Raw genomic sequence first — 15,323 nt, 5'->3', positions numbered from 1 at the left:
ACTGTGCGGGGGCTCCGGCCGTTCTCGTACGCGACGGTATGCGCCGAACGACGCGCGAGGACTGGTGGGGTCGGGATGAATCGGGTACCAACGATGGGTACCGACGATCCAGTAGCACCAGTCAGTAACCGACCGGGCAGGTCCGGGCCGAGCGGCCCGGCGGCCCCGCTTCGCGGCGAGGTGAGCTCCTCATGTCCGCACCAACCCCCAAACCGTCAGTGAGTGAACGCGAGGCCCGGCAGGTCGCCGAGGCCGCCCGTGAGCAGGACTGGCGCAAGCCCAGTTTCGCCAAGGAACTCTTCCTCGGCCGCTTCCGGCTCGACCTGATCCACCCGCACCCCATGCCGCCCGACGAGGACGCGCAGCGCGGCGAGGAGTTCCTGGCCAAACTGCGCGACTTCTGCGAGACGAAGATCGACTCGGCCCGCATCGAGCGCGAGGCGAAGATCCCCGACGAGGTCCTCAACGGCCTCAAGGAGCTCGGCGCGCTCGGCATGAAGATCGACACGAAGTACGGCGGGCTCGGCCTCACGCAGGTCTACTACAACAAGGCCCTGGCCCTGGCCGGCTCCGCCAACCCCGCGATCGGCGCGCTGCTCTCCGCCCACCAGTCGATCGGCGTGCCGCAGCCCCTGAAGATCTTCGGCACGCAGGAGCAGAAGGACGCCTTCCTGCCGCGGTGCGCCCGCACCGACATCACCGCGTTCCTGCTCACCGAGCCGGACGTCGGCTCCGACCCGGCGCGGCTCGCCACCCTGGCGGTGCCCGACGGCGACGACTACATCCTCGACGGCGTGAAGCTGTGGACGACCAACGGCGTCGTCGCCGACCTGCTCGTCGTCATGGCGCGGGTGCCGAAGTCGGAGGGGCACAAGGGCGGCATCACGGCGTTCGTCGTCGAGGCCGCGTCCGAGGGCGTCACCGTCGAGAACCGCAACGCGTTCATGGGCCTGCGCGGCCTGGAGAACGGCGTGACCCGCTTCCACCAGGTCCGCGTCCCGGCCGCCAACCGCATCGGCCAGGAGGGCGCGGGCCTGAAGATCGCCCTCACCACCCTCAACACCGGCCGGCTGTCGCTGCCCGCGATGTGCGTCGGCGCGGGGAAGTGGTGCCTGAAGATCGCCCGCGAGTGGTCGGCCGCGCGGGAGCAGTGGGGCAAGCCCGTGGCGTTCCACGAGGCCGTCGGCTCGAAGGTCTCCTTCATCGCGGCGACGACCTTCGCGCTGGAAGCCGTCCTCGACCTCTCCTCGCAGATGGCCGACGAGGACCGCAACGACATCCGCATCGAGGCGGCCCTCGCCAAGCTGTACGGCTCCGAGATGGCCTGGCTGATGGCCGACGAGCTCGTCCAGATCCGCGGCGGCCGCGGCTTCGAGACGGCCGAGTCCCTCGCGGCCCGCGGCGAGCGCGCCGTCCCCGCCGAGCAGGTCCTGCGGGACCTGCGCATCAACCGCATCTTCGAGGGCTCCACCGAGATCATGCACCTGCTGATCGCGCGCGAGGCCGTCGACGCCCACCTGAAGGTCGCGGGCGACCTCATCGACCCCGACAAGACCCTGTCGGACAAGGCGAAGGCGGGCGCGCGGGCGGGCGGCTTCTACGCCCGCTGGCTGCCGAAGCTGGTCGCCGGGCCCGGGCAACTCCCGCGCTCGTACGCGGAGTTCCACCCGGCGGGCCACGCCGACCTCTCCGGCCACCTGCGCTATGTGGAGCGCGGCGCCCGCAAGCTGGCCCGCTCCACCTTCTACGCCATGTCCCGCTGGCAGGGGAAGATGGAGACCAAGCAGGGCTTCCTCGGCCGCGTCGTCGACATCGGGGCCGAGCTCTTCGCGATGAGCGCGGCCTGTGTCCGCGCCGAGCTCCTGCGCACCACCGAGGACCACGGCCGCGAGGCGTACCAACTGGCCGACGTCTTCTGCCGCCAGGCCCGCATCCGGGCCGACGAACTCTTCGACCGGCTGTGGACCAACACCGACGAGCTGGACCGCAAGGTGGTCAAGGGCGTCCTCTCGGGGACGTACACCTGGCTCGAATCCGGCGTGGTCGACCCGTCCGGCGACGGGCCGTGGATCGCGGACACGAAGCTCCCCGAGACGCCACGCCCGGACGTACGGCGGGTGATCAAGGAGGGCTGACCGCGGCGGGGCTCACCCGGACAGGGCGCGGCGCAGGACTGCGCCCAGTTCGGCGACCTGCCGCTGCGACACGTCGGCGGAGAGGATCGCCTGCGAGCCGTGGAACGTGCCGGGCCACTGGTGCAGTTCCACGGAGACGCCCGCCTGCAGCAGGCGCAGCGCGTAGGCGATGTCCTCGTCGCGGTTCGGGTCGAACTCGGCGGTGGCGATGTGGGCGGGCGGCAGGCCGGACAGATCGGTGGCCCGTGCCGGGGCGGCGTACGGCGTGGCGGCCTGGCCGCCCAGGTAGTGCCGCCACGAGGCGGCGAGCCTGCCGCGGTCCATCCACGGCGTGTCGGTGAAGTTCCGCGCCGACCACGTCTCCTGCCGGTCGTCGAGCCCGGCCTGGTTGAGCAGCTGGAAGCGGATCGCGGGGCCCTGCTCGTCGCGGGCCCGCAGCGTCAGGGCCGCGGCGAGGTTCCCGCCGGCGCTGTGACCGCCGACCGCGATCCGCACCGGGTCGACGCCGAGCTCCGCCACGTGCGCGGCGGTCCACTCCAGTACGGCGTACGCGTCGTCGAGGGCGGCAGGGAAGCGGTGCTCGGGGGAGAGCCGGTAGCCCACCGAGACCACCACGGCCCCCGACCCGGCGGCGAGCAGCCCGGCCATCATGTGCTCGCTGTCGAGGCCGCCGAAGACGAACCCGCCGCCGTGCAGCCACACGACGGCGCCCTGCGCCCGGTGCGGGCGGTAGAGCCGCACCGGCACGTCGGGCTCCGCGGGCACCGTGCGGTCCTCGACCACCATGCCCGAGGTGTCGGGCACAGGCCGCGCGGCGGCGTACCCGGCGATGCTCGCGCGCGCGGCCACCGGGTCGTTCAGGTCCGCTTCCGGGAGCAGCGGCAGAAATGCTTCGAGTTCGGGATCCATGCCGGTCATCCTCATCGGCACGGCGCACCCGGTCACCCGCCATCCGTCGCACATCCCACCCCGAACGCGCACCGATCGGCGCCCACCGAGCGGCGACCGGCCGCGCCACATCCGCGCCGACCGGGCACGCCCTGTCGGGCGGGGAGCAGGTTGCGGACACAATAGGGGGATGAGCGACAGCCCATCCCCCCTCGCCGACCCGCATCTCGTCTTCGACCCCGTCTCCAGCGCGGACGGGGCCGGACCGCGGGACATCGTGATCCTCGGCTCCACGGGCTCGATCGGCACCCAGGCCATCGACCTCGTCCTGCGCAACCCCGACCGCTTCCGCGTCACGGCGCTCTCCGCCGCGGGCGGCCGTGTCGGCCTCCTCGCCGAGCAGGCCCGGCAGCTGCGGGTGCGGACCGTCGCGGTCGCCCGCGAGGACGCCGTACCGGCGCTGCGCGAAGCCCTCCGGGGGCAGTACGCAGGGGGGGAGCCGCTCCCCGAGATCCTGGCCGGACCCGACGCGGCCACCCAGCTCGCCGCCTCCGACTGCCACACGGTCCTCAACGGCATCACCGGCTCCATCGGCCTCGCCCCGACGCTCGCCGCCCTCGAAGCGGGCCGCACCCTGGCGCTCGCCAACAAGGAATCCCTCATCGTCGGCGGCCCCCTGGTGAAGGCGATCGCCAAGCCCGGCCAGATCATTCCGGTCGACTCCGAGCACGCGGCCCTCTTCCAGGCGCTGGCCGCGGGCACGCGCGCGGACGTACGCAAACTCGTCGTCACCGCCTCCGGAGGCCCCTTCCGGGGGCGTACGAAGGCCGACCTCGCGCACGTCACCCCCGAGGACGCGCTGGCGCACCCCACCTGGGCCATGGGCCCGGTCATCACGGTGAACTCCGCGACGCTGGTCAACAAGGGCCTGGAGGTCATCGAGGCGCACCTCCTCTACGACATCCCCTTCGACCGCATCGAGGTCGTGGTCCACCCGCAGTCGTACGTGCACTCCATGGTGGAGTTCACCGACGGCTCGACCCTCGCCCAGGCCACCCCGCCCGACATGCGGGGCCCGATCGCCATCGGCATCGGCTGGCCCGAACGCGTGCCGGACGCGGCGCCCGCCTTCGACTGGACCAAGGCGTCGAGCTGGGAGTTCTTCCCCCTCGACAACGACGCTTTCCCGTCGGTCGGCCTCGCCCGGCACGTCGGGGAGCTCGCGGGCACGGCCCCGGCGGTGTTCAATGCCGCCAACGAGGAGTGCGTGGACGCGTTCCTGAAGGGCGCGCTGCCCTTCAACGGCATCATGGAGACGGTGACCCGGACCGTGGAGGAACACGGCGTCCCCGTCACCGGTGCGTCGGGAACCTCCCTGACCGTCTCCGACGTCCTCGAGGCGGAGACCTGGGCGCGTGCTCGGGCACGCGAACTGGCAGCAAAGACGACCGCGGAGGCCCGTGCATGACGACCTTGATGATGATCCTCGGGATAGTCGTCTTCGTGATCGGGCTGCTCTTCTCGATCGCCTGGCACGAGCTGGGGCACCTGTCGACCGCCAAGATGTTCGGCATCCGCGTGCCGCAGTACATGGTCGGCTTCGGCCCGACCCTCTTCTCGCGCAAGAAGGGCGACACCGAGTACGGCATCAAGGCCATCCCCCTCGGCGGCTACATCCGCATGATCGGCATGTTCCCGCCGGGCGCCGACGGCCGCATAGAGGCACGGTCGACGTCCCCCTGGCGCGGCATGATCGAGGACGCCCGCTCGGCGGCCTTCGAGGAGCTCAAGCCCGGCGACGAGACCCGTCTCTTCTACACGCGCAAGCCGTGGAAGCGCGTGATCGTGATGTTCGCCGGTCCCTTCATGAACCTGATCCTCGCCGTGGCGATCTTCCTCGGCGTGATGATGACGTTCGGCATCAGCAGCCAGACGACCCAGGTCGGCAAGGTCTCCGACTGCGTCATCCAGCAGAGCGAGAACCGCGCCAAGTGCGAGAAGGGCGACAAGGCCGCGCCCGCCAAGGCGGCGGGCCTGAAGCCGGGCGACAAGATCGTCGCGTTCCAGGGCCAGCCCGTCGACGAGTGGTCCGCGCTCCAGTCGAAGATCCGCGAGACCATCGGCCCGGCCACCATCACGGTCGAGCGCGACGGCAAGCGGATCGACCTGCACGCGAACCTCATCAAGAACCAGGTCACCAAGACCGACGGCGACGGCGCCTATGTGGAGGGCAAGTACGTCTACGCGGGCTTCCTCGGCTTCACGCCCGCCAGCGGCATCGTGCAGCAGTCCTTCGGCGACTCCGTCGACCGCATGGGCGACATGATGGAGAACGGCGTCGAGTCGATCATCGCCCTGCCCTCCAAGGTCCCCGACCTGTGGAACGCGGCGTTCAGCGACGGCGAGCGCAAGCAGGACTCCCCGATGGGCGTGGTCGGCGCGGCCCGGGTGGGCGGCGACGTGTTCACCCTGGACATCCCGCCGGAGAACCAGATCGCGATGATGCTGTTCCTCATCGCGGGCTTCAACCTCTCCCTGTTCCTGTTCAACATGCTGCCGCTGCTCCCGCTCGACGGCGGGCACATCGCGGGCGCCCTGTGGGAGTCCCTGCGCCGCAACGCGGCGAAGGTCCTGCGCCGCCCCGACCCGGGCCCGTTCGACGTGGCGAAGCTGATGCCGGTCGCCTACGTGGTGGCGGGGATCTTCATCTGCTTCACGATCCTGGTCCTCATCGCGGACGTGGTGAATCCGGTGAGAATCTCCTGATTACGAGAAGTTTGCGGCGGCCCGGCACCTTATGTGACGGGCCGCCCACCATTGAGTGGACTTCCGGACGGGATGTGCCCGGGCCCGGCAGGGTGCCGTAATCTCGAAGCCCGGAGCCCGTCGATGCCGGGACCCGGTCACACCTTGTGATCCACACCTTGTGACCCACGCCTTGTGATCCACACTCTTGGGGATGCTCGCCAGATGACTGCCGTATCGCTCGGAATCCCGTCCGTTCCGACCAAGCTCGCCGACCGAAGGGTCAGCCGGAAGATCCAGGTCGGCACGGTGGCCGTGGGCGGCGACGCCCCGGTCTCGGTGCAGTCCATGACGACGACGCGTACCTCGGACATCGGTGCCACGCTGCAGCAGATCGCGGAGCTGACCGCCTCGGGCTGCCAGATCGTGCGCGTCGCCTGCCCCACGCAGGACGACGCGGACGCGCTCGCCACGATCGCGCGCAAGTCGCAGATCCCGGTGATCGCCGACATCCACTTCCAGCCGAAGTACGTCTTCGCGGCGATCGACGCCGGCTGCGCGGCGGTCCGCGTCAACCCGGGCAACATCAAGCAGTTCGACGACAAGGTCAAGGAGATCGCGCGGGCCGCCAAGGACGCGGGCACGCCGATCCGCATCGGCGTCAACGCGGGCTCGCTGGATGCCCGGCTGCTGAAGAAGTACGGCAAGGCGACCCCCGAGGCCCTCGTCGAGTCGGCGCTGTGGGAGGCGTCCCTCTTCGAGGAGCACGACTTCCGTGACATCAAGATCTCGGTCAAGCACAACGACCCGGTGGTCATGGTCAACGCCTACCGCCAGCTCGCCGCCCAGTGCGACTACCCCCTCCACCTCGGTGTGACCGAGGCGGGCCCCGCCTTCCAGGGCACCATCAAGTCGGCGGTCGCCTTCGGCGCGCTGCTCTCCGAGGGCATCGGCGACACGATCCGCGTCTCGCTGTCCGCGCCCCCCGCGGAGGAGATCAAGGTCGGCATCCAGATCCTGGAGTCCCTCAACCTCCGCCAGCGCCGCCTGGAGATCGTGTCCTGCCCGTCCTGCGGGCGTGCCCAGGTCGACGTCTACAAGCTCGCCGAAGAGGTCACCGCGGGCCTGGAGGGCATGGAGGTGCCGCTGCGCGTCGCGGTCATGGGCTGCGTCGTGAACGGGCCGGGCGAGGCCCGCGAGGCCGACCTCGGCGTCGCCTCCGGCAACGGCAAGGGCCAGATCTTCGTCAAGGGCGAGGTCATCAAGACCGTCCCCGAGTCGAAGATCGTGGAGACCCTCATCGACGAGGCGATGAAGATCGCGGAGCAGATGGAGAAGGACGGGGTGGCCTCCGGCGAGCCGACAGTGGCCGTCGCAGGCTGACGCCCGCACCTCTCTCCCTTACCCGGCGCCCCACTACTCCCCGGCGCCGGGGCCCCAGGTTCGCCCCCGCACACCCCGCCCCCGCCGGGCCCCGGCACCACCGGCCTCCGCCCTGCACGGATACGCGGGGCCTGGCCCCGCCCGCCTCGGGCCCACCGGCATGCGCGGCGCCCGGCCCCGCCGCTGCACGCCGGTATGCGGGGGCGTCCGGCCCCACCGGCCTCGGGCCCGCCGCTGTGCGCCGGTATGCGGGGCGTCCGGCGCCGCCTGCCTCGGGCCCGCTGCTGCGCGTCGGTTTGCGGGGCGTCCGGCCCCACTCGCCTCGGGCCCGCCGCTGCGCGCCGGTATGCCCAGTCCCCGGCATCGCCCAGCCCTGGCCCGCCGCTGCGCGGCGGTTTCCCCACCCACCCGCCCTGTCAGCCATGCGTGCCGGTTTGCGGGGTGCTCGGCGCCGCCGACCTCGGGCCCGCCGCTGCGCGCCGGTATGCGGCATACCCGGCCCCGCCCAGCCTCGGGCCCGCCGCTTCGCGGCGGTATGCCCAGTCCCCGGCATCGCCCAGCCCCGGCCCGCCGCTGCGCGACGGTTTCCCCACCCACCCGCCCTCTTCCCCAGCCCCTAGAGCAACGGAACGGCGCGGGGCAAACGGGTGGGCGGGTGGGCAGACCCCGCCGCGAAGCGGCGGGAAGGCGCTCGCCCCACCAGGGTGAAGCCGAAGGACGACCCCGGCCACGGAGCGGCGGGAAGGCGCTCGCCCCACCGGGGGGAAGCCGAGGGACGACCCGGGCCACGGAGCGGCGGGAAGGCTCCCACCACTTGGGGACAGCCATAGGCCGAACCGTGTCGTGAAGCGGCGGCAAGGCGTCCTGCTCCCTCCGGGGGTAGCCAAGGTGCGCCTCCCGCCGCGAAGCGGCGAGCAAGCACCCGCCCCCACCCGGGGATACCCAAGAGCCGCCGCCCTCCCAGCGCAGCGGCGAAAGCGCCCCCCCCGCCCCGCCCAGGGGCAGTCGCCCGGTGGGCAGGAAGTCGTGGGGGACAAAAGGCACCCCCCGCACAAGGCGCCCCCGCCAGGTACAGTGCGGAGATCAGCAGACCGTATGGTGAGGCCCCCGCACGTGTTGACTCAGACCACTACCCGGGTCCTCGAACCGAGTGACCTCGACGCCGCGCTCGCCGTGCTCGACCGCGAGCCGGTCGCGAACGCCTTCGTGACCGCTCGCGTCCAGGTGGCCGGCCTCGACCCCTGGCGTCTCGGCGGCGAGATGTGGGGCTGGTACGAGCACGGCATGCTGGAGTCCCTCTGCTACGCGGGCGCCAACCTCGTCCCCATCTGCGCGACCCCCCGAGCCGTACGAGGCTTCGCCGACCGGGCCCGCAGGGCGGGCCGCCGCTGCTCGTCCATCGTCGGCCCCGCCGCCTCCACGGCCCAGCTGTGGCGGCTCCTGGAACCGTCCTGGGGCCCCGCCCGCGAGGTCCGCGCCCAGCAGCCCCTGATGGTCACCGACCGGCTCCCGGACGACGTCGTCCCCGATCCGTACGTCCGTCGCGTCCGAAAGGACGAGATGGACACGATCATGCCGGCGTGCATCGCCATGTTCACCGAGGAGGTCGGGGTCTCGCCGATGGCGGGCGACGGCGGGCTCCTCTACCAGGCCCGGGTCGCCGAACTGGTCGGCTCGGGCCGATCGTTCGCCCGCCTCGACCGGGACGGCAAGGTCGTCTTCAAGGCGGAGATCGGCGCCGCCACGGCGAAGGCCTGCCAGATCCAGGGCGTGTGGGTGGCCCCCGAGTACCGCGGCCGCGGCCTCGCCGCCCCCGGCATGGCGGCCGTCCTGCGCTACGCCCTCGCGGACGTCGCCCCCGTCGCCAGCCTCTACGTGAACGACTTCAACACCGCCGCCAGGTCGGCGTACCGGAGGGTCGGTTTCCGGGAGGTCGGGGCGTTCATGAGTGTCCTGTTCTGACATCAGTGTCCGCGCGACCCGGCACGAGCGTCCTGTTCTGAACGCGACCCTCGCAAAGTAGGGTCGGCCCCATGACAGACGATGTCGTGATCGCTCCGATCGACCTCGCCGCGCGCGTGGACGACGCCCTGCGCGTCCAGGCCGACGCCTTCGGACTGAGCGAGGACGAGGTGGCCGTGCGGCGCCAGATCGTCCTGCGGCACCTCACGTATCCGCGCGCCCGCGCGTTCGGCGCGACGACCCCCGACGACCGGCTCGTCGGCTTCGTCTACGGCATGCCCAACAGCCGGGGCCACTGGTGGTCGACGGTCGTCGAGCCGTACCTGCGCAGCCAGAACCTGGACGGCTGGCTGGACGACTCCTTCGTCATCACCGAGCTGCACGTGCACCCCGGCCACCAGAACCGCGGCATCGGGCGCGCGCTCATCACCACCATCACCGAAGGCGTCCCCGAGCCCCGCTCGATCCTCTCCGCGATCGACGTGGAGAGCCCCGCCCGGGGCCTGTACCGCTCCCTCGGGTACACCGATCTGGCGCGCCGCGTCCTGTTCCCCAGCGCCCCCAAGCCGTACGCCGTGATGGGCGCCCCGCTGCCCCTGCCGAAACGGGTCTGAGCCGTAACCGATTTCCGCCCGCACCCGGCCCCCGGCTAACCTCCTGAGACCACCCTTACGCAGCAGGTACGCAGCAGGAGTTCTCCATGGCCCAGGTCCAGCGCATGTCCCGTTTGATGGCGAAGACCCTGCGCGACGACCCCGCGGACGCCGAGGTGCTGAGCCACAAACTCCTCGTCCGCGCCGGTTACGTGCGCCGCACCGCCGCCGGCGTCTGGTCCTGGCTGCCGCTCGGCAAGAAGGTCCTCGCCAACGTCGAGCGCGTCGTCCGCGAGGAGATGGACGCCATGGGCGGCCAGGAGGTCTCGCTGCCCGCCCTGCTGCCCAAGGAGCCGTACGAGGCGACGGGCCGCTGGACCGAGTACGGCGCGGAGCTGTTCCGGCTCAACGACCGCAAGGGCGGCGACTACCTCCTCGGCCCCACCCACGAGGAGATCTTCACCCTCCTGGTCAAGGACCAGTGCACGTCCTACAAGGACCTGCCCGTGATCCTCTACCAGATCCAGACCAAGTACCGCGACGAGGCCCGCCCCCGCGCCGGCATCCTCCGCGGCCGTGAGTTCCTCATGAAGGACTCCTACTCCTTCGACCTGGAGGACGAGGGCCTCGCCCAGTCGTACGCGCTGCACCGCGCCGCGTACCAGAAGATCTTCCAGCGCCTCGGCCTCGACTACCGCATCTGCGCCGCCACCGCCGGCGCCATGGGCGGCTCGAAGTCCGAGGAGTTCCTCGCCCCGGCAGCGGCCGGCGAGGACACCTTCGCCGACTGCCCGAACTGCGACTACGCGGCCAACACGGAGGCCGTCTCCTTCGCCCTGAAGCCGGTCGACGCGGCCGGCGTGCCCGCCGCCGAGGACATCCCCACCCCCGACACCCCGACCATCGAGACGCTCGCCGCGCACCTCGGCGTCCCGGCGTCGGCCACCCTCAAGAACCTCCTCGTGAAGGTCGACGGCGAGATCGTCGCCGTCGGTGTCCCCGGCGACCGCGAGGTCGACATGGACAAGGTCGAGGCGCACTTCGCGCCCGCCGCGGTGGAGCTGGTGACGGCCGAGGACTTCGCGGACCGCGACGATCTCGTACGCGGTTACGTCGGCCCGCAGGGCCTGGAGAAGGTCCAGTACGTCGCCGACCCGCGCGTGGCCCCCGGCACCGCCTGGATCACCGGCGCCAACAAGGACGGCGTGCACGCCAAGAACGTCGTCGCCGGCCGCGACTTCGAGGTCGACGCGTACGTCGACGTCGTGGTCGTCCAGGAGGGCGACCCGTGCCCGAACTGCGGCACCGGCCTCAAGCTGGACCGCGCCATCGAGATCGGCCACATCTTCCAGCTCGGCCGCAAGTACGCCGACGCCTTCCAGCTCGACGTCCTCGGCCAGAACGGCAAGCCGGTCCGCGTGACCATGGGCTCGTACGGCATCGGCGTCTCGCGCGCCGTCGCCGCCCTCGCCGAGCAGCACGCCGACGACAAGGGCCTGATCTGGCCGGAGGAGATCGCCCCGGCCGACGTCCACGTCGTCGCCGCGGGCAAGGCGCTCCAGACCGAGCTGGCCCTGGAGGTCTCCGACAAGCTGGCCGCGGCCGGTGTCCGGGTCCTCGTCGACGACCGGCCCGGCGTCTCGCCGGGCGTGAAGTTCACCGACTCCGAGCTGATGGGTGTGCCGAAGATCCTGGTCGCGGGCCGCCGCTCCGCCGACGGCGTCCTCGAGCTCAAGGACCGCCGCACCGGCGAGCGCGAGGAGCTCACGGTCGACGAGGCGATCGCCCGCCTGACGGCCTGACGGGACACGGAGAGGGCGCACCCCGGCCGGGGTGCGCCCTCTCGCGTACCGCTACCGCTACCGCTACAGCCAGCCCGCGAACTCCAGCAACAGCTCCGCGTCCTGCGGCCGCCCCACCCGCAGCGCCCGCACCCCCGACTCCACGGCCCGGAACAGCGTCCAGCCCCGCAGCCGCTCCTGGTCGACCTCCAGAGACTCGGCGAGCTTCTTCACGCGACGCCGCGTGATCGAGGCGCCCGACGGCGACGCGATCAGGTCCTCCACGCGGTCACGGACGAGCCGTGCCAGATCGAAGGCCGGATCCCCGACCACCGGGTCGGGGCCCACCGCCAGCCACGGCAGCCGGTCCCCGGCGAGCACCTTGCTCTGCCGGAAGGTGCCGTGCAGCAGCCGCGGCGCCACGCCCCCGGACTCCCCGGCCAGCAGCTCGTCGCGGGCCGCGAGCGCCGCGTCGACCAGCGGCGCCACGTCCGCGTCGGCGGCCGCCGAGGCGCGCATCGCGTCGGCCTGCCGCCCCGTCCGCTCGGCGACCGTCTCGAAGCGGTGCCCGGCGGGCGGTTCCACCCACAGCCGCCGCAGCGTCCCCGCGGCCTCCAGGAGCGCCTTCGCCTCGGGCAGCGACCGCACGGACACGTCACGGTGCAGCCGCTCCAGGAGCAGCGCCCCGTCCGAGAACTCCGGGTCGAGCAGCCGCGCGGCGCCGAGTCCGCCCCAGTGGGCGAGCGCGGCCCGCTCGCTCTCCGGCCGCGACCGCGGCGGCACGAGCTTCAGCACGGCGGGCGTGCCGTCGGCCCGCCGCACCAGCAGTACGAGGCTGCTGCGGCCACCGGGAAGGTGGGTCCGCTCGACGGTCAACTCGCGTAGAGCGACGGACTGTTCGACTGCCTCGGGCAGCTTCTCCAGCCAGTCGTCGCCGTCCTGCGCCGTCTCGCCGAGAGCTGTGACGAGGCGCTGCGGCGGTTCGAGAGCCATGCGCGAGTTGTTCCCTTCCTGAACGCGTTACGCCTTGGGAGTCGCCGGTGCGGACGACGGTGTCGACCGCTCGGCGAGCCCAGGGAAGGCTACGCTCCCGGCCCGCCACCGTGCCGCACGGACCGCCGCCTCCCGCAGCGCACGGGCCGCGGTGCCGCGCCGGGTGCCCGTCGACGCGCGTACGAGATCGGAGTAGACGCCCGCGACCCGGTCCTCAAGCTCCGTGGCGAGCCGGGCGGCCGCCGCGGCGTCCGGCACCGGGAACGGCAGCGAGTACGCCGCGTCCGCGGACTGCGGCTCGCCGCCCAGGTCGCGCACGGCGCGCTGCAGCTCGTCGCGCCGGGCGCGGTGCGCGTCGTACGCCGTGCGCGCCTCGGGCCTGCGCTTGTCGCCGATCCGGCCGCCGACGACCCCGTAGCCGTACACCGCCGCGTGCTCGGCGCCGAGAGCGGCCTGCAGGGCCTTCAGCTCCTCGTCCTTCGACCCCTTGGGGTCCTTCGCGTCGCTCACTTGTCGCCCTCCCGCTCGGTCAGCAGATACGCGTGGGCCGCGCCGGCGGCCGCCACCGAGGCGAGCAGCCTGCCCTCCTCGGCCGGGGCGTCCAGCAGGGCCTGGCCCCGGCGGTCGGCCAGCTCGCGCTCGGCCTTGGCGAGAGCGCGTACGGCGTCCCCGGGGTCGGCGGGCACGGACGGCGAAGGACCGGCGGGGGCGGACGGCGACGGGGCGGCGGACCCGGAGGCCGTGGCGGCCGGGGCGGACGGGGCGCGGCCGGCCGCGAAGGCGTCGGCGTGCTGCTTCACCTCGGACCGCAGCGGCGCGAGCCGTCCGGCGAGCGAGGGATGCGCCGCGAGCACGGCGTCGTACCGCCCGAGGAGCTCCCTGCTGTCCTTCGCGGCCGCGGCGCGCAGCCGCCGGGCGGCGGACGACTCCTTGGTGTCGGAGCCTGCGGAGTCCGTGCAGCCCGCGAGCAGCGCCGCGGAAGCGACGCCGGCGGCCCCGGTGAGCAGACTCCTTCGGCGCGGGCCCGGGCGGGACCGCGGGGCGGTGAGATACGACGGCACGGCAGACGTCCTCGGAAGGAAGGCCAAAAGGCGCGAGCGAGAGGGGGAGAGAAGGGAACAGGAAGGGAACAGAGGGCAGAGCGACGGGCACGGACTTTGTGATCACCGTACCTTCGGACCGGCCCCGCGCCCGCGAGCGGCTCGGGACGGAGCGGCGCATCGTCCGCTCCGTGGGCCGCAACACCCCTCGGGACCGGATACCCTTTGACCTGACACGCAGACTTGCAACGCACCCACAACAGCACACGCGGCCGAGGAGTCACCCGGATGAGCACCACCCAGAGCGAGAGGCTGCGGCAACTACTGGAACCGCTCGTCACCTCGCAGGACCTGGATCTCGAAGAGATCGAAGTGGCCTCCGTCGGACGCAAGCGGGTGCTGAGAGTCGTCATCGACTCCGAGAGCGGCGTGGACCTGGACCAGATCGCGGAAGTGAGCCGCCTGCTCTCCGCGAAGCTCGACGAGAGCGACGCCATGGGCGAGGGGGAGTACGACCTGGAGGTCGGTTCCCCCGGCGCCGAGCGGGCCCTGACCGAGCACCGTCACTATGTGCGCGCCGTGGACCGCCTGGTGAAGTTCCAGCTGACCGAGGGCGGCGAGCTGACCGCCCGCATCCTCACCGTGGACGACGAGGGCCTCGACCTCGAAGTGCCCGGCGTGAAGGGCCGCAAGCCCACGTCGCGCCGGATCGCCTTCGACGAGATCGACAAGGCGCGTGTGCAGGTCGAGTTCAACCGCAAGGACAAGAAGGAAGAGGAGGCGTAGCCGTGGACATCGACATGAGTGCCCTGCGGGGTCTGGTCCGGGAGAAGGAGATCTCCTTCGACCTCCTCGTCGAGGCGATCGAGTCGGCCCTCCTCATCGCCTACCACCGCACCGAAGGCAGTTTCCGCCGCGCACGGGTGAAGCTGGACCGCGAGACCGGCCACGTGACGGTGTGGGCGACGGAGGACCCGGCGGACCTCGAAGAGGGCCAGGAGCCCAAGGAGTTCGACGACACCCCGTCCGACTTCGGCCGCATCGCCGCGACCACGGCGAAGCAGGTCATCCTGCAGCGCCTGCGCGACGCCCAGGACGACGTGACCCTCGGTGAGTACGCGGGCCGTGAGGGCGACATCGTCACCGGTGTCGTCCAGCAGGGCCGCGACCCGAAGAACGTCCTTGTGGACATCGGCAAGCTGGAGGCCATCCTGCCGGTGCAGGAGCAGGTGCCCGGCGAGGAGTACCCGCACGGGATGCGCCTGCGGAGCTACGTCGTCCGGGTGGCGAAGGGCGTCCGCGGCCCGTCCGTGACGCTGTCGCGCACCCACCCGAACCTGGTGAAGAAGCTCTTCGCGCTGGAGGTCCCGGAGATCGCCGACGGTTCCGTCGAGATCACCGCCATCGCCCGCGAGGCCGGTCACCGCACCAAGATCGCGGTCCGCTCGACGCGCTCGGGGCTCAACGCCAAGGGTGCCTGCATCGGCCCCATGGGCAGCCGCGTGCGCAACGTGATGGGCGAGCTCAACGGCGAGAAGATCGACATCGTCGACTGGTCCGACGACCCGGCGGAGATGGTCGCCCACGCGCTCTCCCCGGCCCGCGTCAGCAAGGTCGAGGTCGTCGACCTCGGCGCCCGCTCGGCCCGGGTGACCGTGCCGGACTACCAGCTGTCGCTCGCGATCGGCAAGGAGGGGCAGAACGCCCGCCTGGCCGCCCGCCTCACGGGCTGGCGCATCGACATCAGGCCGGACACGGAGCAGCCCGACGACCGGGACGACCGGTAGCGGACCAGCGGCGGAA

The 15,323-nt window shown here is 72.1% G+C and carries 13 protein-coding genes; 9 read left to right on the top strand and 4 right to left on the bottom strand.

The window, feature by feature from the left end; genetic code table 11:
• The first annotated feature begins 191 nt into the window (after window positions 1-191).
• Window positions 192-2,135 (top strand): acyl-CoA dehydrogenase family protein, encoded by a 1,944-nt coding sequence (locus ACZ7LU_RS11080; RefSeq protein WP_471916564.1) that lies wholly within the window; start codon window positions 192-194, stop codon window positions 2,133-2,135.
• Between the two features lie 12 nt (window positions 2,136-2,147).
• On the opposite strand, the gene ACZ7LU_RS11075 is transcribed toward ACZ7LU_RS11080, so the two are convergent.
• Entirely contained in the window at window positions 2,148-3,044 is an 897-nt protein-coding gene (locus ACZ7LU_RS11075; RefSeq protein WP_471916563.1) for an alpha/beta hydrolase, read from the bottom strand.
• A 169-nt stretch (window positions 3,045-3,213) separates the two neighbouring features.
• Here ACZ7LU_RS11075 and dxr point away from each other — a divergent pair, with 169 nt between their 5' ends.
• The 6 genes from dxr (at window position 3,214) to ACZ7LU_RS11045 (ending at window position 11,508) form a co-directional block, all read left to right on the top strand.
• A complete protein-coding gene (gene dxr, locus ACZ7LU_RS11070; protein ID WP_398308577.1) occupies window positions 3,214-4,491 on the top strand; it encodes a 1-deoxy-D-xylulose-5-phosphate reductoisomerase in 1,278 nt (425 codons plus the stop codon).
• Window positions 4,488-5,789, top strand: coding sequence for a M50 family metallopeptidase (locus tag ACZ7LU_RS11065; RefSeq protein ID WP_398308575.1), 1,302 nt, complete (start codon window positions 4,488-4,490; stop codon window positions 5,787-5,789). The genes dxr and ACZ7LU_RS11065 overlap by 4 nt, the downstream gene beginning before the upstream one ends.
• A gap of 204 nt (window positions 5,790-5,993) precedes the next feature.
• The gene (ispG, locus tag ACZ7LU_RS11060) at window positions 5,994-7,151 is read left to right on the top strand and encodes a flavodoxin-dependent (E)-4-hydroxy-3-methylbut-2-enyl-diphosphate synthase (protein WP_362994111.1); all 1,158 of its coding nucleotides are present in this window, start codon (window positions 5,994-5,996) and stop codon (window positions 7,149-7,151) included.
• Window positions 7,152-8,264: 1,113 nt separating this feature from the next.
• Window positions 8,265-9,113 carry a GNAT family N-acetyltransferase gene (locus tag ACZ7LU_RS11055; protein WP_362994109.1) on the top strand — a complete coding sequence of 283 codons (849 nt, stop codon included), beginning with the start codon at window positions 8,265-8,267 and terminating at the stop codon, window positions 9,111-9,113.
• Between the two features lie 71 nt (window positions 9,114-9,184).
• On the top strand, window positions 9,185-9,727 hold the full coding sequence (locus tag ACZ7LU_RS11050; RefSeq protein ID WP_468089267.1) for a GNAT family N-acetyltransferase: 543 nt from the start codon (window positions 9,185-9,187) through the stop codon (window positions 9,725-9,727).
• Window positions 9,728-9,813: 86 nt separating this feature from the next.
• Complete coding sequence (locus ACZ7LU_RS11045) at window positions 9,814-11,508, top strand: proline--tRNA ligase (protein ID WP_398308571.1); 1,695 nt, start codon at window positions 9,814-9,816, stop codon at window positions 11,506-11,508.
• 63 nt (window positions 11,509-11,571) lie between these two features.
• On the opposite strand, the gene ACZ7LU_RS11040 is transcribed toward ACZ7LU_RS11045, so the two are convergent.
• From ACZ7LU_RS11040 to ACZ7LU_RS11030, 3 genes are read right to left on the bottom strand one after another with little or no spacing between them, the layout of a single operon-like run.
• Window positions 11,572-12,480, bottom strand: coding sequence for an aminoglycoside phosphotransferase family protein (locus ACZ7LU_RS11040; protein ID WP_398308569.1), 909 nt, complete (start codon window positions 12,478-12,480; stop codon window positions 11,572-11,574).
• 27 nt (window positions 12,481-12,507) lie between these two features.
• A complete protein-coding gene (locus tag ACZ7LU_RS11035) occupies window positions 12,508-12,990 on the bottom strand; it encodes a ferritin-like domain-containing protein (RefSeq protein ID WP_398308567.1) in 483 nt (160 codons plus the stop codon).
• On the bottom strand, window positions 12,987-13,541 hold the full coding sequence (locus ACZ7LU_RS11030) for a hypothetical protein (protein WP_471916562.1): 555 nt from the start codon (window positions 13,539-13,541) through the stop codon (window positions 12,987-12,989). The genes ACZ7LU_RS11035 and ACZ7LU_RS11030 overlap by 4 nt, the downstream gene beginning before the upstream one ends.
• Before the next feature lie 267 nt (window positions 13,542-13,808).
• Between ACZ7LU_RS11030 and rimP the strand changes: the two genes are divergently transcribed.
• Both rimP and nusA read left to right on the top strand, forming a co-directional pair.
• Window positions 13,809-14,306 (top strand): ribosome maturation factor RimP, encoded by a 498-nt coding sequence (rimP, locus tag ACZ7LU_RS11025; RefSeq protein WP_398308563.1) that lies wholly within the window; start codon window positions 13,809-13,811, stop codon window positions 14,304-14,306.
• A gap of 2 nt (window positions 14,307-14,308) precedes the next feature.
• Window positions 14,309-15,307 carry a transcription termination factor NusA gene (nusA, locus tag ACZ7LU_RS11020; protein ID WP_398308561.1) on the top strand — a complete coding sequence of 333 codons (999 nt, stop codon included), beginning with the start codon at window positions 14,309-14,311 and terminating at the stop codon, window positions 15,305-15,307.
• Window positions 15,308-15,323: the final 16 nt, after the last annotated feature.

The organism is Streptomyces sp. NPDC039462, from assembly GCF_055639375.1.
This window is presented reverse-complemented; position numbering and strand designations above follow the sequence as displayed.

Bases quoted from the DNA above. Each gene is read 5' to 3' on its own strand.
- ACZ7LU_RS11040 (WP_398308569.1), bottom strand. From the start codon at position 12,480: ATGGCTCTCGAACCGCCGCAGCGCCTCGTCACAGCTCTCGGCGAGACG.
- ACZ7LU_RS11075 (WP_471916563.1), bottom strand. From the start codon at position 3,044: ATGGATCCCGAACTCGAAGCATTTCTGCCGCTGCTCCCGGAAGCGGAC.
- ACZ7LU_RS11080 (WP_471916564.1), top strand. From the start codon at position 192: ATGTCCGCACCAACCCCCAAACCGTCAGTGAGTGAACGCGAGGCCCGG.
- dxr (WP_398308577.1), top strand. From the start codon at position 3,214: ATGAGCGACAGCCCATCCCCCCTCGCCGACCCGCATCTCGTCTTCGAC.
- ACZ7LU_RS11045 (WP_398308571.1), top strand. From the start codon at position 9,814: ATGGCCCAGGTCCAGCGCATGTCCCGTTTGATGGCGAAGACCCTGCGC.
- ACZ7LU_RS11050 (WP_468089267.1), top strand. From the start codon at position 9,185: ATGACAGACGATGTCGTGATCGCTCCGATCGACCTCGCCGCGCGCGTG.
- ACZ7LU_RS11065 (WP_398308575.1), top strand. From the start codon at position 4,488: ATGACGACCTTGATGATGATCCTCGGGATAGTCGTCTTCGTGATCGGG.
- ispG (WP_362994111.1), top strand. From the start codon at position 5,994: ATGACTGCCGTATCGCTCGGAATCCCGTCCGTTCCGACCAAGCTCGCC.
- rimP (WP_398308563.1), top strand. From the start codon at position 13,809: ATGAGCACCACCCAGAGCGAGAGGCTGCGGCAACTACTGGAACCGCTC.